General features: G+C 62.7%; 21 protein-coding genes. 11 read left to right on the forward strand and 10 right to left on the reverse strand.

The window, feature by feature from the left end; genetic code table 11:
* Positions 1 to 56 precede the first annotated feature (56 nt).
* Together algB and ACVWZT_RS08325 are read left to right on the forward strand one after the other, a co-directional pair.
* Positions 57 to 1,403 carry a sigma-54-dependent response regulator transcription factor AlgB gene (gene algB, locus ACVWZT_RS08320; protein ID WP_296235089.1) on the forward strand — a complete coding sequence of 449 codons (1,347 nt, stop codon included), beginning with the start codon at positions 57 to 59 and terminating at the stop codon, positions 1,401 to 1,403.
* Entirely contained in the window at positions 1,400 to 3,181 is a 1,782-nt protein-coding gene (locus tag ACVWZT_RS08325) for a KinB sensor domain-containing domain (protein WP_457468900.1), read from the forward strand. Before algB ends, ACVWZT_RS08325 begins: the two co-directional genes overlap by 4 nt.
* Here ACVWZT_RS08325 and ACVWZT_RS08330 read toward each other — a convergent pair.
* The 7 genes from ACVWZT_RS08330 to ACVWZT_RS08360 all read right to left on the reverse strand — a co-directional run bounded on the left by ACVWZT_RS08330 (position 3,160) and on the right by ACVWZT_RS08360 (position 10,291).
* A complete protein-coding gene (locus ACVWZT_RS08330; protein ID WP_296235091.1) occupies positions 3,160 to 4,761 on the reverse strand; it encodes an EAL domain-containing protein in 1,602 nt (533 codons plus the stop codon). The two genes, ACVWZT_RS08325 and ACVWZT_RS08330, sit on opposite strands and share 22 nt — an antisense overlap.
* 99 nt (positions 4,762 to 4,860) lie before the next feature.
* Positions 4,861 to 5,649, reverse strand: coding sequence for an N-acetylmuramoyl-L-alanine amidase (locus ACVWZT_RS08335; RefSeq protein ID WP_457468901.1), 789 nt, complete (start codon positions 5,647 to 5,649; stop codon positions 4,861 to 4,863).
* A gap of 80 nt (positions 5,650 to 5,729) precedes the next feature.
* The gene (locus ACVWZT_RS08340) at positions 5,730 to 7,661 is read right to left on the reverse strand and encodes a diguanylate cyclase (protein WP_457468903.1); all 1,932 of its coding nucleotides are present in this window, start codon (positions 7,659 to 7,661) and stop codon (positions 5,730 to 5,732) included.
* 28 nt (positions 7,662 to 7,689) lie between these two features.
* A complete protein-coding gene (locus ACVWZT_RS08345) occupies positions 7,690 to 8,544 on the reverse strand; it encodes an endonuclease/exonuclease/phosphatase family protein (protein ID WP_296235094.1) in 855 nt (284 codons plus the stop codon).
* Positions 8,545 to 8,555: 11 nt separating this feature from the next.
* Positions 8,556 to 9,188 carry a thiol:disulfide interchange protein DsbA gene (gene dsbA / locus ACVWZT_RS08350; protein WP_296235095.1) on the reverse strand — a complete coding sequence of 211 codons (633 nt, stop codon included), beginning with the start codon at positions 9,186 to 9,188 and terminating at the stop codon, positions 8,556 to 8,558.
* Between the two features lie 151 nt (positions 9,189 to 9,339).
* Positions 9,340 to 9,957 (reverse strand): c-type cytochrome, encoded by a 618-nt coding sequence (locus ACVWZT_RS08355; RefSeq protein ID WP_457468905.1) that lies wholly within the window; start codon positions 9,955 to 9,957, stop codon positions 9,340 to 9,342.
* A gap of 31 nt (positions 9,958 to 9,988) precedes the next feature.
* On the reverse strand, positions 9,989 to 10,291 hold the full coding sequence (locus ACVWZT_RS08360) for a c-type cytochrome (protein WP_225779895.1): 303 nt from the start codon (positions 10,289 to 10,291) through the stop codon (positions 9,989 to 9,991).
* 201 nt (positions 10,292 to 10,492) lie between these two features.
* On the opposite strand from ACVWZT_RS08360, the gene yihA reads away from it, so the two are divergent.
* Positions 10,493 to 11,125, forward strand: a complete 633-nt coding sequence (yihA, locus tag ACVWZT_RS08365) for a ribosome biogenesis GTP-binding protein YihA/YsxC (protein WP_114167647.1) — start codon at positions 10,493 to 10,495, stop codon at positions 11,123 to 11,125.
* Between the two features lie 362 nt (positions 11,126 to 11,487).
* Here yihA and polA read toward each other — a convergent pair whose 3' ends face one another.
* Positions 11,488 to 14,235, reverse strand: a complete 2,748-nt coding sequence (polA, locus tag ACVWZT_RS08370) for a DNA polymerase I (protein WP_457468907.1) — start codon at positions 14,233 to 14,235, stop codon at positions 11,488 to 11,490.
* Between the two features lie 75 nt (positions 14,236 to 14,310).
* Here polA and ACVWZT_RS08375 point away from each other — a divergent pair, with 75 nt between their 5' ends.
* Positions 14,311 to 14,598 (forward strand): DUF2782 domain-containing protein, encoded by a 288-nt coding sequence (locus tag ACVWZT_RS08375; RefSeq protein WP_015268476.1) that lies wholly within the window; start codon positions 14,311 to 14,313, stop codon positions 14,596 to 14,598.
* A gap of 69 nt (positions 14,599 to 14,667) precedes the next feature.
* Complete coding sequence (locus ACVWZT_RS08380) at positions 14,668 to 15,618, forward strand: homoserine kinase (protein WP_457468910.1); 951 nt, start codon at positions 14,668 to 14,670, stop codon at positions 15,616 to 15,618.
* A gap of 49 nt (positions 15,619 to 15,667) precedes the next feature.
* On the opposite strand, the gene ACVWZT_RS08385 is transcribed toward ACVWZT_RS08380, so the two are convergent.
* Positions 15,668 to 16,624 (reverse strand): zinc ABC transporter substrate-binding protein, encoded by a 957-nt coding sequence (locus tag ACVWZT_RS08385; protein ID WP_457468911.1) that lies wholly within the window; start codon positions 16,622 to 16,624, stop codon positions 15,668 to 15,670.
* Between the two features lie 18 nt (positions 16,625 to 16,642).
* Here ACVWZT_RS08385 and zur point away from each other — a divergent pair, with 18 nt between their 5' ends.
* The 4 genes from zur to ACVWZT_RS08405 all read left to right on the forward strand — a co-directional run bounded on the left by zur (position 16,643) and on the right by ACVWZT_RS08405 (position 19,511).
* Entirely contained in the window at positions 16,643 to 17,128 is a 486-nt protein-coding gene (zur, locus tag ACVWZT_RS08390; RefSeq protein WP_296235100.1) for a zinc uptake transcriptional repressor Zur, read from the forward strand.
* The gene (gene znuC, locus ACVWZT_RS08395) at positions 17,125 to 17,901 is read left to right on the forward strand and encodes a zinc ABC transporter ATP-binding protein ZnuC (protein WP_457468913.1); all 777 of its coding nucleotides are present in this window, start codon (positions 17,125 to 17,127) and stop codon (positions 17,899 to 17,901) included. Before zur ends, znuC begins: the two co-directional genes overlap by 4 nt.
* Positions 17,894 to 18,676, forward strand: coding sequence for a zinc ABC transporter permease subunit ZnuB (gene znuB, locus ACVWZT_RS08400; protein WP_296235102.1), 783 nt, complete (start codon positions 17,894 to 17,896; stop codon positions 18,674 to 18,676). The genes znuC and znuB overlap by 8 nt, the downstream gene beginning before the upstream one ends.
* Before the next feature lie 127 nt (positions 18,677 to 18,803).
* A complete protein-coding gene (locus ACVWZT_RS08405) occupies positions 18,804 to 19,511 on the forward strand; it encodes a PA5502 family lipoprotein (protein WP_296235103.1) in 708 nt (235 codons plus the stop codon).
* A gap of 108 nt (positions 19,512 to 19,619) precedes the next feature.
* On the opposite strand, the gene katE is transcribed toward ACVWZT_RS08405, so the two are convergent.
* Positions 19,620 to 21,755, reverse strand: coding sequence for a catalase HPII (katE, locus tag ACVWZT_RS08410; protein ID WP_457468916.1), 2,136 nt, complete (start codon positions 21,753 to 21,755; stop codon positions 19,620 to 19,622).
* A gap of 225 nt (positions 21,756 to 21,980) precedes the next feature.
* On the opposite strand from katE, the gene ACVWZT_RS08415 reads away from it, so the two are divergent.
* On the forward strand, positions 21,981 to 22,988 hold the full coding sequence (locus ACVWZT_RS08415; protein WP_457468918.1) for a methionine ABC transporter ATP-binding protein: 1,008 nt from the start codon (positions 21,981 to 21,983) through the stop codon (positions 22,986 to 22,988).
* Entirely contained in the window at positions 22,988 to 23,659 is a 672-nt protein-coding gene (locus ACVWZT_RS08420; RefSeq protein ID WP_296235106.1) for a methionine ABC transporter permease, read from the forward strand. The genes ACVWZT_RS08415 and ACVWZT_RS08420 overlap by 1 nt, the downstream gene beginning before the upstream one ends.
* The last annotated feature ends 65 nt before the right edge of the window (positions 23,660 to 23,724 follow it).

Raw genomic sequence — 23,724 nt, forward strand, 5'->3', positions numbered from 1 at the left:
ACTTGCCCGATTTTTCCCACACTAATTTGAAGACCTAACCCTAAGGAGCGCAGGACATGGAATCAGCTCAGGACAATCAAGGCCGCATTCTGCTGGTGGATGACGAGTCGGCGATCCTGCGCACCTTCCGCTACTGCCTGGAGGACGAGGGCTATAGCGTGGCCACGGCCAACAGCGCAGCGCAGGCCGAAAACCTGCTGCAGCGTCAGGTATTCGACCTGTGCTTCCTCGATTTGCGCCTGGGCGAAGATAACGGCCTCGACGTGCTGGCCCAGATGCGTATCCAGGCCCCCTGGATGCGAGTGGTGATCGTGACGGCGCACTCGGCGATCGACACGGCAGTGGACGCGATCCAGGCCGGTGCCGCCGACTATCTGGTGAAGCCGTGCAGCCCCGACCAGTTGCGCCTGGCTACCGCCAAGCAGCTGGAAGTGCGCCAACTGTCGGCCCGCCTCGAGGCTCTTGAAGGCGAAGTACGCAAGCCCAAGGACGGCCTCGACTCGCACAGCCCGGCCATGATGGCAGTGCTGGAAACCGCCCGTCAGGTTGCCACCACCGACGCCAACATCCTCATTCTGGGGGAGTCCGGTACCGGTAAAGGCGAACTTGCCCGGGCCATCCATGGCTGGAGCAAGCGGGCACGCAAAGCCTGCGTGACCATCAACTGCCCGTCGCTGAATGCCGAATTGATGGAGAGCGAGCTGTTCGGTCACACTCGCGGCGCGTTCACCGGTGCTAGCGAGAGCACCCTCGGGCGGGTCAACCAGGCCGACGGCGGAACCTTGTTCCTTGACGAGATCGGCGATTTCCCCCTGACCTTGCAGCCAAAACTGCTGCGCTTCATTCAGGACAAGGAATACGAACGCGTCGGCGACCCGGTCACCCGCCGTGCCGATGTGCGTATCCTGGCCGCCACCAACCTCAATCTTGAAGAGATGGTGCGCGAAAGCCGCTTCCGCGAGGACTTGCTGTACCGCCTGAACGTCATCACCCTGCACCTGCCGCCGCTACGCGAGCGCAGTGAAGACATCCTGACTCTGGCCGACCGCTTCCTCGCCCGCTTCGTCAAGGAGTACTCCCGACCCGCCCGAGGATTCAGTGACGAAGCCCGGGCGGCGCTGCTCAACTATCGCTGGCCTGGCAACATTCGTGAACTGCGCAACGTGGTAGAGCGGGCCAGTATCATCTGCCCTCAGGAACGCGTGGAAGTCAGCCACCTGGGCATGGGCGAGCAGCCTGCAGGCAACACCCCACGGGTTGGCGCTGCCCTGAGCCTGGATGAGCTGGAGCGCGCCCACATCGGCGCAGTGCTGGCGGCCAGCGATACCCTGGACCAGGCAGCCAAGACCCTCGGGATTGATGCCTCCACCCTGTATCGCAAGCGCAAGCAGTACAACCTATGAAGTGGCCACCCATGAAGCTGCGCACGCGGCTTTTCCTCAGTATCTCGGCGCTGGTTACCGTGGCGCTGCTGGGCCTGCTGCTGGGGTTGGTCAGCGTACTGCAGATGGCTACGGTGCAACAGCAGCTGGTGCGCGACACGACCCATGTCCTGGAAGTCGGGCTGAAGCTGCGCCAGAACCTTGGTGAACAGCTGACCCTGATTCTTGACGAGGACACTACCCCAGAGAGCCTGCGGTTGCTGCAGGAGGACTTCCAGACCCTGCTCAACCAGGCCCTGGAGCAAGGCGGCGAGCGTACCAGCTTCAGCAAGGCCAGCAGCAATTACCAGGCCTTCCTCCAGGCCTACCGAGAAAGCACCGCGCCTGCCCGCAGCATGGGAGCGGAGCAACCGTTGGGTGCAGCCTTCAATCAGGTGCGCAGCGACCTGATCGACTCCCACAAACAGGCCTTGGAACATATCACCCGCAGCGAAGAACGCACCCGCGACCACGCCCTGCTGATCAGCGGCATGATGGGCATGATGGGTCTGGTCGTGCTGGCCCTCGGCTTCGTCACCGCGCATAACATCGCACGGCGCTTCGGCCAGCCGATCGAAGCCCTGGCCCAGGCAGCCGACCAGCTTGGCAAGGGCAATTTCGATGTGACCCTGCCGGTTACCCAGGCCGTCGAGCTGAAACAGCTGACCCGCAGCTTCGGCCTGATGGCCGAAGCCTTGCGCAAACATCAGGCTACCAATATCGATGAGCTGCTGGCCGGCCAGCAGCGCCTGCAGGCCGTTCTGGACAGCATCGACGATGGCCTGTTGATCATTGACCGCCAAGGCCGCCTGGAGCATCTCAACCCTGTGGCCCAGCGCCAGCTGGGCTGGGCCGACAGCCGGGTCGGAAGCAGCCTGGCAGAGGCCTTGCAGCGCCCGGAACTTGAACAACAGCTACGCCAGGTGCTGCGCGGCGGCAACCTCGATCGTCCGCCAGATGACCTGAACATTGAGGTCGATGAAGAAACCCGCCTGCTCACCTACAGCCTGACCCCGGTCAGCCACCCGCAAGGGCCGATCCTTGGCGCGGTAATGGTTTTGCATGATGTCACCGAGCAGCGGGCCTTCGAGCGCGTACGCAGCGAGTTCGTACTGCGTGCCTCGCACGAGTTACGTACCCCGGTAACCGGCATGCACATGGCGTTCGGCCTGTTGCGCGAGCGCCTCAAGTTCCCGCCAGAGGCCCGCGAGCATGACTTGCTGGAAACCATTGGCGAGGAAATGCAGCGCCTGACCCAGTTGATAAATGACCTGCTCAATTTCAGCCGCTATCAGAGCGGGCTGCAAAAGCTCGAACTGGCCCCGTGCGCCATCGATGAGCTGCTTGAACGCGCCCAGCTGCGCTTTGCCGAGCAGGCTGCGCACAAGCAGGTCGAGCTGATCAGGGAGCTGGAACCGCCACTACCACGCATTCAGGCTGACGTCGCCCAGCTTGACCGGGTCCTGGACAACCTGCTGCACAATGCAATCCGCCATACCGCCAGTGGCGGGCGGATCCGCCTGCATGCGCGACGCCACGCGGAACGGGTGATCATCAGTGTCGAGGATAACGGCGAGGGCATTGCCTATGGCCAGCAAGGACGCATCTTCGAGCCCTTCGTTCAGGTAGGCCGCAAGAAAGGCGGCGCGGGGCTGGGGCTGGCATTGTGCAAGGAAATCGTACAACTGCATGGCGGGCGCATGGGTGTATTTTCCAGGCCGGGGCAGGGTACCCAGTTCTACATGGCGCTGCCGGTCTGATGCCCACGTGCCACCAACTCGGCGAACTGCCGGGCATTCAACGGCCGTGCGAACAGCCAGCCCTGGCCATAATGGACCCCTTCGCTGCTGAGCAGCACCGCCTGGTCTTCACACTCGATACCTTCGGCAATCACCCGCAGATGCAGGTCATGGGCCATGCGGATGATATGCGGGGCAACGCCGCTACTGGCAGCATCATGCCCCAGAGCATCGATGAACGCCTTGTCGATCTTCAGGCAGTCCACCGGCAGGGTCTGCAGGTAGGCCAGGCTGGAATAACCGGTGCCGAAATCGTCGATCAGTACCTGATGCCCCACCGCCCGTAGCGCCTGCAGGTTATCGCGCGCCACTACTACATCAATCAGGCCGCGCTCGGTCACCTCGAAAGCGATCTGGCTGGCAGCCACTTTGTGCAACGCCAACAGGCGTGCCGCCACCCGGCCAATCCGCGGCACCATCACATCGCAGGCCGCCAGGTTGACCGAAATGTACAAGTTGGGGTGCGAGCGCAGCAGTTGCCCTAGCTGCTCCAGCACGCGTTGCAGGACAAAGTCGGTGATCTGGCGAATCTGCCCGGTGTTCTCCGCCAGCGGAATGAACAGGTCCGGGCTGGTCAGCGTGCCGTCCGGGCGGCGCCAGCGCACCAGCGCCTCGGCTCCCACGCAGCGCCGGGTATCGAGCTCGAAGATCGGCTGGTAGAGCACCTGCAGCTCGCCACGGCGCAAGGCATTCTGCAGCTCCGAACTCATTGACCGTTTTTGCAGGATCAGTTGCAGCACCAGCCAGCCGATGCAGCAGGCTGCCAGCAGGCTGCCGGGAAACAGCAGCCAGAGCATGCCATTCATCTTCAACGGCAATTTTGCCCGTGGGGCGATCAGCACCAGTTGGTAATCTGGTGACTTGGTCGGCATGCGATAGATCAACCGGTCGCTGAGTTCCAGTAGGGACTTGTGGCTTGCCGACCAGGCCGAGGGTGGTGGCCACACCTGTGGCGGGCCCAATACCGGAATGGCCCGGGTGCCATTGTCCAGGACCACCACCAGGCTGCCACCCGGGGGCAGGTCGACCACATCGGTGAGGTGCCCGCGAGATGTGGACACCACGAACTTGCCTCGCCCCAGCATCAACGCGGCCAGGTTCTCGTTCGGCTCGGTCGTGGTGTTCAACCAATAACTGTAGGTCGGCCCCTGGATGTCGGGCGCGCGCAAGGGTTCGAAGGCCCGCTCGTCACCGCGGCTGGAACAGGCGATGTCGCCGTCCACGTATGCTGCTTCATAAATGAAGCGCGACCCCAGACTGACTTGTTGCAATGCCGTGAGCATCGCCGGGCTGCAACCGCGCACGGGCTGCGCCTGCAACAGGTCAACCCCTTCACGCAACTGGCCGAACACCTGTTCGAGACGCTCGAGAAAGCGCTCGCCCTGGGCATTCATCTGTTCGCTCTCGCTTTGCTTCATCTGCTGCAAGGCAATGCCGATGCTGGCGGACAGCAACAGTGCGGCACTGGCCAATGCGGCCATTATGGCCAGCATCCAGGGATGGTGAAAAATTTGGCGCAGCAAGGCGATGAAGGCTGGCATCGAAGGCATCCAGTTGATTACTAAGGTATAGCAACTGGATCAGGATTCACCCTTGCCGTTTGGCGCCTGGACCAAACCTGGAAAGTCTCTCGCGCAACCTTAACGCATGTGGTTGAGCACCTGCAGCATCGCCGCCGTCTGGGCATCGGGCATGCCATCGAAACGCTGCGGGCGGAAACGCATCTGGAATGCGGCGATCACATGGCGGGTGGCAACGTCCAGCACCCCGGTCTGCTCGATCGCGTAGCCAAACCGCGCCAGTTCCTGCTGATACCAGCCGACGCTCGGTGGGTTGACGTTGAAATAGGCCTGCTGCCGCGCCACTGCATTGGCATCCGGCCAGATACCCAACCCGGCATCGGCCAGGCGTTTCCAGGGGAACAGCGGCCCCGGGTCCAGTTTGCGCAGCGGTGCGATGTCGCTGTGGCCAATGATGTGTCGTGGCTCGATGTTGTTACGTTTCACGATGTCCTTGAGCAGCGCGATCAATGACTGGATCTGCGCTTCGCTGTAGGGGTGCCAGACCCGGCCGTTCGGCGTATCGGTGAAACCCGGGTTGACGATTTCGATACCAATGGAAGACGAATTCAGCCAGGTGCGGCCCTGCCACTGGCTATCCCCTGCATGCCAGGCGCGCCGGCTTTCGTCCACTAACTGGTAAATCGTGCCCGGGCCGTCACCAATCAGGTAGTGGCTGCTGACTTCGCCATGGGTCAGTAAGGCCAGGGACCGCTCCAGCGAAGCATTGGTGTAGTGCAGGACAACAAACTGGATACGGTTGTCCTGATTGGCCGAAGGATGGCTACGATCGATGCGCAAGCCCGTCGAACAACCGGCAACAGACAACAGCAAGAAGGAAATCAGCGTTGTTTTAAGCGTGGAAAGCACGTCAGTGGCCTCAGCGAATGAGCGCTACAGTATAACGTGCTCGCCCGATACGGTGCGTGCCGCGATTCAGCAGCAGCCGACTAGGCCTGCTCGACGCGATTGCGCCCCAGGTCCTTGGCCCGGTACAGCGCCGCATCGGCGCGCTTGAGCACCTGGTCACCACGCTCCCCGGAACGGAACGCACTCAGACCGATCGACGTGGTGATTACCACCCGTTCGCCCTTGAAGTGGAACGGGCACGCCTCGACGGCAGCACGCAGTGCCTCGGCCACCTCGGTAGCCGCTGCCAGCGAGGTCTGCGGCAGCAACAGGACAAACTCCTCGCCACCAAACCGGGCGATGAAACCGCGACCACTCAGGCGCTTGCGCAACTGGTCGGCGACAATTTTCAAAACCTTGTCCCCTGCCAGGTGCCCGTAGCTGTCGTTGATGCGTTTGAAATGGTCGAGGTCAAGGATCGCCATCGTCAGGTGGCCACCTTTGTCCTGCCAATCGGTCATTTCGCGCTCGACCCGCTCGCTCCACGCCGCACGGTTGGGCAGGCCGGTAAGAGGGTCGAGCAACGCTTTCTGCCGTTGCTCTTCCAGGTGCTCGCGATAGCCGAGCGCCTCCTGCTCCATGTTCGCCACCCGCTCCGACAACCCTTGCAGGCGCCCTGCCAGTTCCTGCTCGCGGCGATCGCGCTCATGCTTGTGCTGGTCCATGGTTACCAGCAAGCCCTCCAGACGGTTGTCCAGGATGTGCTTGAGGCTGTCCACATCGACAGCACCTTGCACGCTGCTTTGCAGCCCGTCTACGTGCTCGCGCAGCTGGTTATCCAGTTCGCGGGCAGCAGAACTGTTGTCGGCATGGCCAACACTGGCCTCGTGCAGGTGGCTCTGGAAGCCTTCCAAACGCTCGTTGAGCTGCTGCAGGTAGGTTTCGAATTCATGCTGGCCGCTGTCGGTGATCGCCAACATGAGCACGGCCAGGTCGTCCAGCACCGGGATCAGTTCATACCAGTTCAAGCCACGGGCAACCCGTTCGCGCATCTGCAGCGCCTGGGCCTTGTGCCGCTCGGGCAGGCTGAGATCATCAAGCAGGCCGAGCAGGGTCTGTTCGATATGCGCAGCCACCTGGCTGTAGGGCGGCTCGACCGCGTCGGGCAGGGCATAGGTGCCGTCTTCACCAGGGGTTACCTCAGGTGTTTGTGGCGGTTCTGCTTGAACCAGCGACCCGCCACCGGAGGTTTCCGGTACAGGTACCTCGTGCGCAGCGTGCGGCGGCACCGGGGTTGGCGACAGCTCGGCCGTTTCGATCAACTCAGGGCCAGGTACATCCAGCTCGGCCTCCGCCGACACGGGTACTTCGTCAACAGCGGCTGGAGGGGCTGGCAGCGGCTGCAACGCATCCACATCGTCGGCCTGCGCGGCTTCTAACGCCTGGGGCTGCGCGGTTACAGCAGGCAGCGCCACCGCTACCGGCGTCGGCGCGCCTGGGGTGCCTTCTTCACGGCCGCCGAACAGGCGCTGCAGCAACCCCGGCCGGGACTCGTCACCGGGCTTGCCCAGAGCGGACAGCGCACGGCCTTGCAGGCCGCTAAGTTCGCCCAGCAAAGGCGGCAGATCGCGTGACTGGGCAACGCCACCTTCGAGCTTCTTCGCCAGTTTCTTCAACGGCCTGGAGACATCGTTTGGCAACGGCAGGCCTTGCAGCTGGCCAACCAGAGCAGTCAGCGCGTCACCGACCTGGTTCATGCGGGTTTCCCGGCGCTGCTCTGAATCCAGTACCGCTTTCTCCAGACGCGGAATCAGGCCGGCGAGGCCAGCGTCCATGTTGTCGCTGCGGATGACCTCGCGCATTTCCTTCATGCACTGGTCCACCACCTTGTCACTGCCCTCGGCCGCCAAGGTACTGCGGACCAGGCCGCGACGCAGCAAGTCGAGACGGGCCTCCCAGCGGCGCTCGAGCCTTTCCTGCTGCTCGATGCTTTTCAGGTATTTTTCTTTCCAGCGCTCAGCGTCTTCAGTCATGCCCGGGTCCGCAAACGGTGATGGCAATTTAGCTCGGGACCGGCAGCGTATCCACAGTCAATGCATCAGGCAATCGAATCTCGACGGCAACGGGAAGGTGATCTGAAATCGGCTGTGCCAGCACCTCGACACGCTCCAGCGTGAGGCTTGGGCTGAGCAGGATGTGGTCCAGACAACGCTGTGGCCGCCAGCTCGGGAAGGTGGCCTCGACTTGCGGTGCAACCAGGCCCAGGTCGCGCAGCGGCGAATGCTCCAGCAGGTCGGTGGCATGGGTATTCATGTCGCCCATCAGGATCTGGTGGCGATAGCCGCCGATCAACTCGCGAATGTAGCCCAGCTGCAATGCGCGGGTCTTGGCGCCCAGGGCAAGATGCATCATCACCACGATGAGCGCGTCTTCACCCTCGCCAAAACGCACCAGGATCGCACCGCGCCCGGCCGGGCCAGGTAATGGATGATCCTCGAGCAGGTGTGGCTTCAGACGACTGAGCACGCCATTGCTGTGCTGGGCAAAACGCCCAAGGTTGCGGTTGAGTTGCTGATACCAGTAGGGGAAGGCGCCCAGGTGGGCAAGGTGCTCGACCTGGTTGACATAGCCCGAACGCAAGCTGCCACCATCGGCCTCCTGCAACGCCACCAGGTCGAAGTCGCCCAGCAGCTTGCCGATCTTCTGCAAGTTGCCGGCACGGCTTTGGTGCGGCAGCAGGTGCTGCCAGCTGCGGGTCAGGTAATGCCGATAGCGCTCGGTGCTGATGCCCACCTGGATGTTGAAACTGAGTAGCCGCAAGCGTCCATCTTCCGGCAGGCCAGGGGCGTGCAAGTGATGTTCGTTGACCTGCGGCTGGTGCAGGCCAATGCCACGCGTGGACCTGAAGCGGGGCATGGTTACGCCGCCTACTTGGCGGCGCGCTCCTTGGCGATCAACTGGTCGGCAACGTTCAGTACGCCTTCCGGCCCGCCGGCGGTACCCAGGTCAAAGCGGTACTTGCCGTTGACCACCATGCTCGGTACGCCGGTGATTTCGTACTTCTTGGCCAATTCCTTGGCCTGGTTGACCTGGCCCTTGATGGCAAACGAGTTGAAGGTAGCGAGGAACTTGTCCTTGTCCACGCCCTGGGTGGCGAGGAAGTCGGCCATATCCTGCGGATCGGTCAGGCGCTTGCGCTGGTTCTGGATAGCGTCGAACACTGCGGCGTGCACCTTGTGCTCGACGCCCATGGCTTCGAGGGTCAGGAACATCTGGCCGTGGGCATCCCATGCGCCACCGAACATGGCGGGTACGCGCTTGAAGTTGACATCCTTGGGCAGTTTTTCAGCCCAGGGGTTGATGGTCGGTTCGAAGTGGTAGCAGTGTGGGCAGCCGTACCAGAACAACTCGACCACTTCGATCTTGCCAGGCACGGAAACCGGAACCGGGTTGCTCAGCTCGATGTATTCCTTGCCAGCGACAGGCTCTGCGGCCTGGACGGCAGTCATACCGAATACGCTGGCGGCGACCAGCGCAGCGCTGAGAATCAGTTTACGCATGCTTTACTCCTGAGCAGTCATGGGTCGCCACGACGCGACCTGCAATGAGACAGGCCGGGAAGGGCTCGAGTTCTGTAGTGTAACGGCTGCGGACAGAAAAAAGGGCGGTCCGGCCGCCCTTTCATCATTGGTAGACAACATTAACTGAAAGTTAATGCAGGCCCTGGATGTAGCTGGCCAACGCCTCGATGTCGTGGTTGCTCAGCTTGCTGGCGATGGTGCGCATGGTCATGGCATCGCCATCATTGGTGCGGTTGCCTTCGCGGAAATCAGTGAGCTGCTTGGTCACATATTGCGCGTGTTGGCCGCCCAGGTGCGGGAAGCCGGCCAGGGCGATGCCTGCGCCGTTTGGCGAGTGGCAGCCGGTGCAGGCAGGCATGCCTTTCTCCAGGTCGCCGCCGTTGAACAGCGCACGGCCACGTTCGACCAACTTGGGATCAGCGGCGCCCACGCTGCCTTTCTGGCTGGAGAAGTACGCGGCGATGTCGGCCAGGTCCTGGTCATTGAAGTTGGCCAGCATGCCGGTCATTTCCAGCACGGTGCGCTTGCCCGACTTGATATCGTGCAGCTGCTTTTCGAGGTAGCGCTGGCCCTGGCCGGCCAGTTTCGGGAAGTTCGGTGCCAGGCTGTTGCCGTCGGGGTTGTGGCAGGCGCCACAGACGGCGGTCTTGGCCTGGCCGGCGGCGGCATCGCCTTTGACGGGTTGCGCAGCAGTGGCCGCACCTGCGACACCCAGGGTCAACAGCAGACTCACGACTAGTTTGTTCATCAGCTAATCCAACACGGCTAAGGGTGAAATGTTATGTATCGGGACTGCCGCTCATCCAAAGGATGACCAAACGGTAGTCCTCGGCACTGCAGTCCATGCACAATCCACGCGGCGGCATAGCCTTGAAACCCTGGGTCACGTGCGTCACCAGTACATCCATGCCTTGCGCCAGCCTTGGCTCCCATGCTGCCCGGTCACCCTGCCTGGGTGCCTGTGGCAACTGCCCGGCGTGACAGGCCGCACAAGTGCGGTTGTACAACACCTCGGGATCCTGTGTAGCCTGTGCGCTGAAAAACGGCAGGAACATACCGACAGCAAGCAGCCATTTCGCCATGCGGAACGACCTTCAGGGTTGGGGGCCGCGCTGCGTTCTGTTGCGCGAGCTATTGTTCGACACCCCATGCCCGTTCCCCTTCGTTGGGAGAATGAGCACACAAAAACTGGGGCATTATATACTTCCGCCATCCAAACGGAAACGACACCGCTTGCCCGGCTCGGGCCTACAGAGTCAGGCAACACCCACATCGGATATCCCATGCAAGTCAAGAACCCCATCCTCGGCCTCTGCCAGAAAGCCAAATTCGCCCTCAGCGCCGCCAAGGTCGAACAATGCCCGGACGACCAGGGTTACGAGGTGGCTTTCGCCGGCCGCTCAAACGCCGGCAAGTCCAGCGCCCTCAACACCCTGACTCATGCCAGCCTGGCGCGTACCTCGAAAACCCCCGGGCGCACCCAGCTGTTGAATTTCTTCAGTCTGGACGATGAACGGCGTTTGGTCGACCTGCCCGGCTACGGTTATGCAAAAGTACCGATTCCGCTGAAGCAACACTGGCAGAAACACCTGGAAGCCTACCTGGGCAGCCGTGAATGCCTGCGTGGCGTCATCCTGATGATGGACGTACGCCATCCAATGACCGACTTCGACAAGATGATGCTCGACTGGGCCAAGGCCAGCAGCATGCCGATGCACATCTTGCTGACCAAGGCCGACAAGCTGACCCACGGGGCGGGCAAGAACACCCTGCTCAAGGTGCAGTCGGAAATTCGCAAGGGCTGGGGCGATGGCGTGACCATCCAGCTGTTCTCGGCACCCAAGCGGCTGGGCGTGGAAGACGCCTATCGGGTGCTCGCAGACTGGATGGAACTGGAGGACAGGCCAGTGGCCTGAAGCCCTGCTCGTCTTCTGTAGGGGCAGCCTGTCGCGACACAAGGCCGCTCCTGCACCAGACCACGCCAAGAAATTGCGGGCAAAAAAAACCCCGGACTTCATATGGGGAGGGGGGAAGTTCGGGGTCCAAGTCCGGACCGCTAGGGCGGGGTCCAGATATCTGCCAACACTTAACACAACATAGGAGCATCGAAGGGCTTCACCAGCCATTCAGTTACTCTGAGTCCCGCTTCACCGGTTTAGTTCCGAAGCTTTGGAAACTATTTGCGATAGTTTCATGAAGCTTCAGCATCAACGGCACTGAGCGGCACCAGAACCCGCGCCACTCCAGGCGCAGGTTCTACCCAGCTTCGCCCGCGCGATCAGTGAGCTTCGTCCCAATTCGCGCCAACGCCTGCCTCGACCAGCAACGGCACATCCAGCTGCGCCGCCTGGCTCATGTGCTGGCGAATTTCATCTTTCACCTGGTCTACCAGGTCCTCGCGCACCTCCAGCACCAGTTCGTCGTGAACCTGAAGGATCACCCGCGCATCCAGCCCGCTTTGGCTCAGCCAGTTATCCACGTTGACCATGGCCCGCTTGATAATGTCCGCCGCAGTGCCCTGCATTGGCGCGTTGATCGCGGTTCGCTCGGCACCTTTGCGCAAGGCAGGGTTCTTGGCATTGATATCCGGCAGGTACAGGCGTCGGCCAAACAGGGTTTCGACGAAGCCTTGCTCGGCGGCCTGGGCGCGGGTGCGCTCCATGTAGGCCAGCACGCCCGGGTAGCGAGCGAAATAGCGGTCGATGTAATCCTGCGACTGCTTGCGGTCTACGCCGATCTGCTTGGCCAGGCCAAACGCGCTCATGCCATAGATCAGGCCGAAATTGATGGCCTTGGCGCTGCGACGCTGGTCGGTGGTGACATCTGCCAGAGCGACGCCGAACACTTCCGCCGCCGTGGCCCGGTGCACGTCCAGGCCATTGCGGAAGGCATGCAGCAAGCCTTCGTCCTTGGCCAGGTGGGCCATGATGCGCAGCTCGATCTGCGAATAGTCGGCGGCTAGCAGCTTGTAGCCCGGGCTGGCAACGAAGGCCTGGCGGATACGCCGCCCTTCGGCGGTCCGGATCGGGATATTCTGCAGGTTCGGGTCACTCGAGGACAGCCGGCCGGTAGCCGCCACCGCCTGCTGGTAGGAGGTATGGATACGCCCGGTACGCGGGTTGATCTGTCCTGGCAGTTTGTCCGTATAGGTACTTTTGAGCTTGCTCAGGCTGCGGTACTGCATCAGTACCTCGGGCAACGGGTAGCCTTGCTCGGCCAGTTCGTCGAGCACCGCTTCCGCGGTGGACGGCTGGCCCTTGGTGGTCTTGCTCAGCACCGGCATGCCCAGCTTGTCGTAGAGGATCGCGCCCAGTTGCTTGGGCGAGCCGAGGTTGAATTCCTCACCGGCCAGCTCATAGGCGCGCTGCTCCAGTTCGGCCATCTTCACCCCCAGTTCACCACTTTGCACCCGCAGCAGCGCAGCATCGACCAGCGCACCCTGGCGCTCGATCCGGGCCAGTACCGGCACCAGCGGCATCTCGATGTCCATCAATACCGGCTGTACGCTCGGCGTCTGCGCCAGGCGCGCCTGCAGCGCGTGGTGCAGGCGCAGGGTGATGTCGGCGTCCTCCGCGGCATAGGGGCCGGCCTTGTCCAGGTGGATCTGGTTGAAGGTCAGCTGCTTGGCACCTTTGCCAGCGATGTCCTCGAAGGCGATGGTGGTGTGGTCCAGGTACTTCTGCGCCAGGCTATCCATGTCATGACGGGTGGCCGTGGAGTTCAGTACATACGACTCGAGCATGGTGTCGTAGGCCACACCGCGCATCTCGATGGCCGGCGAGCCGTTGGCGAGGATGTTGATATCGTACTTGGCATTCTGCCCGACCTTGGCCTTGGCCGGGTCTTCGAGCAACGGTTTGAGTGCCAGCAGCACGGTCTCGCGGTCCAGCTGCACCGGTGCACCTTCGTAATCATGGGCCAGCGGTACATAGGCCGCTTCATGCGGCTCGACGGCGAACGACAGGCCAACCAGTTGCGCCTGCTGGGCATCCAGGCTGGTGGTCTCGGTGTCAAAGGCGAACAGCGGTGCCTGGCGCAGCTTCTCCAGCCAGTATTCGAAACGGGCCGGGTCGAGGATGGTTTCGTACCTGGCCTCGACCTTGGCCACCGGTTCGACGGTCGATGCGATATCGTCACCGGCCTCGGCCGCGTCGCGCTGCACTTCGGCAATCCAGCTCTTGAACTCCATTTCGGTATACAGCGCCAGCAGCGCTTCGCGGTCAGGCTCGCCGCATACCAGGGCATCGACTTCGATATCCAGCGGTACGTCGACCTTGATGGTGGCCAGTTCATACGACAGGAACGCTGCGTCGCGGTGCTCCTCAAGCTTGGCCGGCAGGGTCTTGGCGCCGCGAATGGCCAGTGTCGGTACCTTGTCCAGGTTGGCATAAAGGTCACTGAGGCCACCGCCGATGCCGGTCAGCAGGCCGACAGCGGTTTTTTCGCCCACGCCCGGTACGCCGGGAATGTTATCGACCTTGTCACCCATCAGGGCCAGGAAATCGATGATGTGTTCCGGGCCGACGCCAAATTTCTCGTGTACGCCAGCGACATCCAGCACGCTTCCGGTCATGGTGTTGACCAGGGTAATGTGCCCGTCCACCAACTGCGCCATGTCCTTGTCACCGGTCGAGATGATCACCGGGCGCCCGAGGGCCGCACTGCTGCGTGCCAGAGTGCCGATCACGTCGTCGGCTTCGACACCCTCGACGCACAGCAACGGGTAGCCCAGCGCCTTGACGCTGGCGTGCAACGGCTCGATCTGCAAGCGCAGGTCGTCCGGCATGCTCGGGCGGTTGGCCTTGTACTCGGCGAACATGGCGTCGCGGAAGGTGCCGCCCTTGGCGTCGAATACCACCGCGAACGGGCTGTCGGGGTATTGCTTGCGCAGGCTCTTGAGCATGTTCAGCACTCCTTTCACCGCGCCGGTGGGCATGCCCTTGGAGGTGGTCAACGGCGGCAGCGCATGGAAGGCGCGGTAAAGGTAGGAGGAACCGTCCACCAGGACGAGGGGCGCTTGGCTCATGAGCAGAATCAACCTTTTCGACGGGTCCGGCGCTAGAATAGCCAGAATCATTGACGACAAAGGGACAAGGTTATCATGCGTACACTCAATCGCCTGTTACTGCTCGGTCTGTTGGCAACCATGCCTGTCGTCACCCTGGCGGCGGAAGACGCCCCCTCGGCCGATCCCGAGGTGACCATTCGCACGGAAGGCGACAAAACCATCCAGGAGTACCGGCAGAACGGGTTCCTGTATGCGATCAAGATCACGCCGAAAAACGGCAAGCCTTATTTCCTGGTACGCGCCGATGGCTCTGATGGCAATTTCATTCGATCCGACCAGCCGGACATGCTGATCCCGTCCTGGAAGATCTTCGAGTGGTAATCTGACGCGCACCGTTCACATCAACCTGGCACTTCCCGGCGGAAGTGCCCGTATGGGCAACTTTTCATCATGTCAGTCTTCACCCCCGTGACCCGGCCTGAGCTGGAAACCTTTCTGGCGCCGTACGAGCTGGGCCGTCTGCTCGACTTCCAGGGCATCGCCGCCGGCACCGAGAACAGCAACTTCTTCGTCAGCCTCGAACAGGGGGAGTTCGTCCTGACACTGATCGAGCGCGGGCCCAGCGAGGACATGCCGTTCTTCATCGAGCTGCTCGATACCTTGCACGCCGCCGACATGCCAGTGCCCTATGCGATACGGGACCGCCATGGCAACGGCCTGCGTGAGCTGTGTGGCAAGCCGGCACTGCTGCAGCCACGGTTGTCGGGCAAGCACATCAAGGCACCGAACGCCCAGCATTGCGCCCAGGTAGGCGAATTGCTGGCGCATATCCACCTGGCTACCAGGGAGCACATCATCGAGCGCCGTACCGACCGCGGCCTGGACTGGATGCTGGCTTCGGGTGCCGAACTGCTGCCGCGCCTGACCGCCGAGCAAGCCGCGTTGCTGCAGCCGGCACTGGATGAAATCCGCGCACACAAGACGCAGATTCTGGCCCTGCCACGCGCCAACCTGCACGCCGACCTGTTCCGCGACAACGTGATGTTCGAAGGCACCCACCTGACCGGTGTGATCGACTTCTACAATGCCTGTTCCGGGCCGATGCTGTATGACATCGCCATCACCGTGAACGACTGGTGCCTGGATGAGCACGGCGCCGTGAATGTACCGCGCGCCCAGGCGCTGCTGGCCGCGTACGCGGCGTTGCGGCCGTTTACCGCTGCCGAGGCTGAGCTGTGGCCGGAAATGTTGCGGGTAGGGTGCGTGCGCTTCTGGCTGTCGCGCCTGATCGCCGCCGAGTCGTTTGCCGGCATGGATGTGATGATCCACGACCCGAGCGAGTTCGAAGTGCGCCTGGCGCAGCGCCAGCAGGTGACCTTGCACCTGCCATTTGCCCTCTAGACCACGCCGGCTTCTTCGCGGGTATGCCCGCGAAGAAGCCGGACCAGGCTTACAGTTGGTCCAGGCACCCAGCCAGGTCGCCAGCCAGTTTTTCCAGCAAACGCTCATAACCCTTGCCATCCACCGGGTCGCTACCACCCAGGGCATCCAGCTCGGCCAGGCGCACCGGCAGGCCGGCAGTCAGCGTCTCGGCCAGGCGCGGCCGCAACGGCGGCTCGCTGAACACGCAGGTCTTGCCCACTTCCTGCAGGCGTTTGCGCATCGCGGCCACATGCTGCGCGCCGGGCTGCACCTCGGCTGCCACGGTGAACACCCCGGTATGCTTGAGGCCGTACTCGGCTTCGAAATAATCGAACGCTTCGTGGAACACGAAGTACGGCTTGCCAGCGACACCGGCCACCCGCGCCTTGATCCGCCCGTCCAGTGCGTCCAGGCGTTCATCGAAAGCTTTCAGGTTGCTTTGGTAGCGTGCTGCATTACCCGGGTCGACCCGCGTCAGGTCCGCAGCCATTTTCCCGGCGATCACCCGCGCGTTGACCGACGATAGCCACAAGTGCGCGTCCAGGCTGCCTGGGCGATGGTCATGGTCATGGTCGTCGTGGTCTTCCTCTTCATGCGACTGGCTGTCCTCGCCAAAATGACGCAACTTCATGCCGGGCAGCGACTGCACGGCCACCGTGGGCTTGCTGCGATTGCTCAATACCCGAGGCAGGAAGTTCTCCATGTCAGGGCCGACCCAGTACAGCAGGTCAGCGTCCGCTACCCGCCGAACATCAGACGGGCGCAGCGCGTAGTGGTGCGGCGACGCCCCCGGCGGCAGTAGTGCCTCAGGGCTGCCGAGCCCGTCCTGCACGGCGGCGGCAATCTGCTGCAAAGGCTTGATGGTGGTCAGCACGCGCACGTCGGCCTGGGCGGAAAATGCGATGAAAGCGACAAACAGGGCTAGTAATCGGGACACGGTGAGTACTCGATTCGTCAGAAACAGGTAACATAATAACGTCTCCATCCAGAACCGTCGCTGCCCATGTCCATCACGCCGCTGGCCAACCGCCCTCACGATCATTCCCATTGCGTGCACAGCGCATTGGCTGAAGCCGACGCCTTGTGCACCCGCCAGGGCCTGCGCCTGACCGCGCTGCGCCGCCGCGTGCTGGAGCTGGTGTGGCAAAGCCACAAGCCGCTGGGTGCCTACGACATCCTTGCCGTGCTCAGCGAGCAGGACGGCCGCCGCGCCGCACCACCCACGGTGTACCGTGCGCTGGATTTCCTGTTGGAGAACGGCCTGGTGCACCGTATCGCCTCGCTCAACGCCTTCATCGGCTGCAGCCACCCCGAACACGTGCATCAGGGTCAGTTCCTGATCTGCCGGGTTTGCCACGTGGCCATCGAGCTGGAGCAGGACAGTATCAGCCAAGCCATCGTCGACAGCGCCAAAGGCGTAAGTTTCACGGTCGAGAGCCAGACCGTGGAAGTGGTCGGCCTGTGCGGCAACTGCCGGAGCGTGGCATGAGCGATGCACTGATCCGCCTGGAGCAGGTCGGCGTCACCTTCGGCGGCGAGGCGGTGCTCGACAGCATCGACCTGTCGGTCGCTCCCGGCCAGATCGTCACCCTGATCGGCCCGAACGGCGCGGGCAAGACCACCCTGGTGCGTGCCGTACTCGGTTTGCTCAAGCCGCATCACGGCAAAGTATGGCGCAAACCGAAACTGCGCATCGGCTACATGCCGCAGAAGATCCAGGTGGATGCCACGCTGCCGCTGTCGGTGCTGCGCTTCCTGCGCCTGGTTCCCGGAGTAGACCGAGCGGCCGCCTTGTCGGCGCTGCAGGAAGTGGGCGCCGAGCAGGTAATCGACAGCCCGATCCAGACCATTTCTGGCGGTGAGATGCAGCGCGTGCTGCTCGCCCGTGCCTTGTTGCGTGAACCCCAGCTACTGGTGCTCGACGAGCCGGTGCAGGGCGTCGACGTGGTCGGCCAGGCCGAGCTGTACAACCTCATTACCCGCCTGCGCGACCGCCACGGCTGTGGCGTGCTGATGGTTTCCCACGACCTGCACCTGGTCATGAGCGCCACCGACCAGGTGGTATGCCTGAACCGCCACGTCTGCTGTTCAGGCCACCCTGAGCAGGTCAGCGGCGACCCGGCATTTGTCGAGCTGTTCGGCCAGGCCGCCGCACCCAGCCTGGCCATCTATCACCACCATCACGACCACAGCCACGACCTGCATGGCTCGGTGGTCAACCCTGGCACCCATGTTCACGGAGCGCACTGCAAGCATGGCTGATTTTCTTCTCTACGCCCTGCTTGCCGGTTTGTCCCTGGCGCTGGTGGCCGGCCCGCTGGGCTCCTTCGTGGTGTGGCGGCGCATGGCCTATTTTGGCGACACCCTGTCTCACGCCGCCCTGCTCGGTGTAGCCCTGGGCTTTGCCCTGGACGTCAGCCCGGCGCTGGCGGTAACCGTGGGCTGCCTGCTGCTGGCGATCCTTCTGGTCACCTTGCAGCAACGCCAACCGCTGGCCTCCGACACCCTGCTCGGCATCCTCGCCCCCAGCACCCTGTCGCTCGGCCTTGTGGTGCTGAGTTTCATGCACGACGTGCGCATCGACCTGATGGCTTATCTGTTCGGCGACCTGCTGGCCATCAGCACCGCCGACCTGGCCTGGATCCTCGGCGGCAGCGTGCTGGTGCTGGCGCTGCTCGCCATGCTGTGGCGGCCGCTGCTGGCCGTCACCGTGCACGAAGAGCTGGCCATGGTCGAAGGCCTGCCTGTAGCAGGCCTGCGCATGGCGCTGATGTTGCTGATCGCGGTAGTGATCGCCGTGGCCATGAAGATCGTCGGCGTATTGCTGATCACCTCGCTGCTGATCATCCCCGCCGCTGCGGCACAGCGCCACGCCCGCTCCCCGGAGCAGATGGCCGTCGGCGCGAGCCTGCTGGGCGTGACCGCGGTATGCGGCGGCCTGGCCATGTCCTGGTTCAAGGACACCCCCGCCGGCCCGTCGATCGTGGTTTGTGCGGCAGTGCTATTCTTGCTGAGCCTGGCCCTGCCTAAACGCTGAAAATCTGGGCGCGTGAAGGCGCGCCCTGCAACCTTTTCGCACGTAAAGGGTCTGTAAGACTTGTTTTCGAGCGTGCGCACCTGGGTGTAGACTTGCTCGCTTTTTGCGCAAATAGAGAGTCGCAGGAATGAAGCCGTTCGCCTCCCGTTATCTGCTTGTTGCCGCGTTTTCCCTGTTCCTGGCTGCCTGTTCCAGCGCACCGGTCGAACAGGCCGCCGTACCTGCCCAAGCCGATGCCTGGCAGCAGTTGCAACAGAACATCGCCAGCAACGAGCTGGCAACCGCCGAAGACCAGCTGGCCGCTCTGCAGGCGCAGTCGCCGGATGACGCGCGCCTGGAGCAATACCAGCGCCAGTTGGCCGAAGCCTACCTGCAGCGCAGCCAGGTCTTCCTGCAAAAGGGCGACGTGAACGCTGCGGCCACCGCCCTGGCCCGCGCCCGCGCGCTGATGCCGCAGGCCCCGGCAGTCACCGGTGGCGATGCCGTTACCCAGGCCCGCAAAGCCGAGCTGGAGAAAGCGGAGGCAGCGTTGAAGGCCGCCGAAGCCAAGCCCAAGGCACGCATCATCGACCCGGCCGCCCCCAGCACTGTGGTGGCCTTGAAGACTACCGACAGCCGCGCCATGCGCCGCCAGCTGGATGATATCGCCGCCGACGTGGTCAGCTACCAGTGTGACGTGGTGTTCCAGGTGCCGCGTACCGAGGATGGGCCTTGGCTGAAAACCTTGCTGGAGAAGCGCGTGCGCAAGATCGACAGCGGGTTCGAGCTGAAGCAGAAGCATGAGATCCAGCGCGCGCTGCCGGCACAAGTGGTGCTGGTTCCACATCAGCGTTGAACAACGGGGCCGCTTCGCGCTCCTTTCGCGACACAAGGCCGCTCCTACAGCGCAATGCGCTTCCCTGTAGGACCGCCCTTGTGTCGCAATGGGCTGCACAGCAGCCCCTCAGGCCGGTACAGCCTCCGCAGCCGCCTCTCGCTCCCACACCCGGTGCCCTTCGACCGCTTTGACGAAGGCATCCACCGCGCCTTGGTCATCCCCCAGCACCAAGCCCTTGTCTTCCTTGAGGCCCAGGCTGCCAGACAGCTCCCTGGTCAGCACCATGGCCTTCAGATGCTTGTAACCCTCGAGCAGGAAATGCTTGGCCAACCCGCTGGCCGCAAGCGCATCGGTCGAGGCCTTGCCACCCGGTACGACTATTCCGTCGAACATGATCGATGGCATGCCTTCCATCGAAGCAGCAACCGGCAGCTGCGTGCCGTCCGCGGCTTTCACCGGCGCTGAAGTCGGCCCCAGCAGCAGCGGCCGGGCACTGTGCGCCTCCAGCGCCTTCACCAACCGGTCGACACTACCGGCGTCCACGCCATCCGCCACCAGTACCGCGATCTTGCGCCCCTTGATACCGACCACCCCAGGGTGATTCAGTTGGCTCAGCGCGGGCGACTGAGCCAACTGGCTGCCCTTCACCTGCACGGTACCCGCCGTCGGTGCGGGGAGGCCGAGGTTTGCCGCCACCGCCGCAGCCAGCTTCAGGTCGATGTTGGCCAGGATTTCGTTCACTTCCCGCGCCCGGATCGCCTCACGCTCGACCTTGCCCAGTTCGAAACTGTAAGCCTTGATGATGTGGTGCTGTTCGGTCGGGCTCATGCTCTGGAAGAACAGCCGCGCCTGGGAAAAATGGTCGCCGAACGATTCGCTGCGCTGGCGGATCTTGTGTGCATCGATGCGCTCCTGGTAACTCTCGAAACCGCCATCCTGCGCAGCTGGCGGGGTTTCTTTCGGCCAGCCGCCATCGATGGAATTTGGCTCGTACGAGGCGCGCCCCTTGTGCACTACATGCTGGTGCAAGGCATCGCGCTGGTTGTTGTGGTTGGGGGCAACCGGGCGGTTGATCGGGATCTGGTGGAAATTCGGCCCGCCCAGGCGGCTAAGCTGGGTGTCGGTGTAGGAGAACAGCCGGCCCTGCAGCAACGGGTCATTGGTGAAGTCGATACCGGGCACGATATGGCCCGGGCAGAACGCCACCTGTTCCACTTCGGCAAAGAAGTTGTCCGGGTTGCGGTTCAGCACCATCTTGCCCAGCGGCGTAACCGGGACCAGTTCTTCCGGGATGATCTTGGTCGGGTCCAGCAAGTCGAAGTCGAACTTGTGTTCGTCGGCTTCCGGCACGATCTGCACGCCCAGTTCCCACTCCGGGTAGTCACCCGTCTCGATGGCTTCCCACAGGTCGCGGCGCTGGAAGTCGGCGTCTTTCCCCGCCAGCTTCTGCGCTTCGTCCCACAGCAGGGAATGCACGCCCTGACGCGGTTTCCAGTGAAACTTGACGAAACTGGCGACGCCCTGGTCGTTGATCAGGCGGAAGGTATGCACGCCGAACCCTTCCATCATCCGCAGGCTGCGTGGAATCGCGCGGTCCGACATTGCCCACATCACCATATGTGCCGACTCCGGTACCAGCGAGACAAAATCCCAGAAGGTGTCGTGGGCCGAAGCACCGGTGGGAATCTCGTTGTGCGGCTCCGGCTTCACGGCGTGTACGAAATCCGGAAACTTGATCGCATCCTGAATGAAGAACACCGGCATGTTGTTGCCCACCAGGTCGAAGTTGCCTTCGTCGGTGTAGAACTTCACCGCGAAACCACGTACGTCACGCACTGTGTCGGCCGACCCACGCGGCCCCTGTACCGTGGAAAAGCGCACGAAAACAGGCGTAATTTTGGCAGGGTCCTGCAAAAAGCCCGCCTTGGTCAGCGCTGAATGGTTGCCATAGCTCTGGAAATAGCCATGTGCGCCAGTGCCCCGGGCATGCACGATGCGCTCCGGAATACGCTCGTGGTCGAAGTGGGTGATCTTCTCGCGCATGATGAAGTCTTCGAGCAACGAGGGGCCACGGTCGCCAGCCTTCAGGGTGTTCTGGTTGTCAGCGATGCGTACACCCTGATTGGTACGCAGCGCCTGGCCCGTGGCGTCACTGCGCACGTCTTCCAGGCTTTGCACCTTGGCATTGGTGTTGGCACGGTCTGGCGTGTCGGTGCCGGCGAGCTGGCTGTGTTTGGGCGAATCCGTCTTCTTGCTGGGCATCGTTGGCTCTCCTCATCCGTCTTCAGGCTGCCCTGCAGGGCATGTTCAAGTAGTGACTGGAGGCCGCTTGGTTGCGTTCAATTGACTTTACCGGTTGTCGCGATATGCCCGAAGGATTGGTGCAATACGAAATAAATGCTAAGAACAGCTATTGGAAAAGGCTAAAATGCGCGACCCCAGCCAACCGCTGACCCCAATTTCAATGCGCCCCACAAGGTTCGCTACGTGATCGAGTTCCAACAGGTACACAAGACCTACCGCGTTGCCGGTAGGGAAATTCCCGCACTGAATCCGACCACCTTGGCCATCGAGAATGGCCAGGTGTTCGGCCTGATCGGCCATTCCGGCGCCGGCAAGAGCACCATGCTGCGCCTGATCAACCGCCTGGAAGAACCTTCCGGCGGCAAGATCATCGTCGACGGCGAAGATGTCACCGCGTTCAACGCCAGCCAGTTGCGCGGCTTCCGCCAGCAGGTCGGGATGATTTTCCAGCACTTCAACCTGCTGGCTTCCAAGACCGTCGCCGATAACGTCGGCCTGCCGCTGACGCTGGCGGGCGAGCTGTCGCGCAGCGAAATCGACAAGCGGGTCACCGAGCTGCTGGCCCGGGTCGGCCTTTCCGACCATGCCAGGAAGTACCCGGCACAATTGTCCGGTGGCCAGAAGCAGCGCGTCGGCATCGCCCGCGCCTTGTCCACCAACCCGAAGATCCTGTTGTGCGACGAGGCCACCAGCGCCCTCGACCCGCAGACCACGGCCTCGGTCCTGCAGTTGCTGGCCGAGATCAACCGCGAGCTGAAGCTGACTATCGTGCTGATCACCCACGAGATGGACGTGATTCGCCGGGTATGCGACCGCGTGGCGGTGATGGATGCCGGTCAGATCGTCGAGCAAGGCCCGGTAGCCGAGGTGTTCCTGCACCCGCAGCATCCCACCACCAAACGTTTCGTCCAGGAAGACGAGCAGGTCGACGAGGGCGAGCAGCGCGACGACTTTGCCCACGTGCCAGGGCGCATCGTGCGCCTGACCTTCCAGGGCGACGCCACCTACGCGCCACTGCTGGGCACCGTTGCCCGCGAGACCGGTGTGGACTACAGCATCCTCGCCGGGCGTATCGACCGCATCAAGGACGTGCCCTATGGCCAGCTGACCCTCGCCCTGATCGGCGGTGACATGGAAGCGGCGTTCACCCGCTTCAAGGCAGCTGACGTACATATGGAGGTATTGCGTTGATGGACGCCCTGAATTTCTTCGCCAACGTCGACTGGGCCGAAATCTGGCTGGCCACTGTCGATACCATGATCATGCTGTTCGGCTCGCTGTTCTTCACTGTGCTGCTGGGCTTGCCGCTGGGCGTGCTGCTGTTCCTCTGCGGGCCCAGGCAGATGTTCGAGCAGAAGGGCGTTTATGCGTTGCTGTCGCTGATCGTGAACATCCTGCGTTCGCTGCCGTTCATCATCCTGCTGATCGTGATGATCCCGATCACCGTGCTGATCACCGGCACTTCGCTCGGCGTCGCGGGTGCCATCCCGCCGCTGGTCGTTGGCGCCACACCGTTCTTCGCACGCCTGGTGGAAACGGCCCTGCGTGAAGTGGACCGCGGCATCATCGAAGCCACCCAGTCGATGGGCGCCACCACCCGCCAGATCATCACCAACGCATTGCTGCCGGAGGCCCGCCCGGGCATCTTCGCGGCCATTACCGTGACTGCCATCACCCTGGTGTCGTACACCGCCATGGCCGGCGTGGTGGGTGCCGGCGGCCTGGGCGACCTGGCCATCCGCTTCGGTTACCAGCGTTTCCAGACCGATGTGATGGTGGTAACCGTGGTGCTGCTGCTGGTACTGGTTCAAGTACTGCAAAGCGTCGGCGACAAACTGGTCGTGCATTTTTCCCGTAAATAACCCCAATGGGGTCGGCCTGGCCGACCCGTTCGGGGGCCGTCGCGGCCCTCACAAGGAGTGAATCA

It is taken from the genome of Pseudomonas sp. TE21394, from assembly GCF_054057835.1.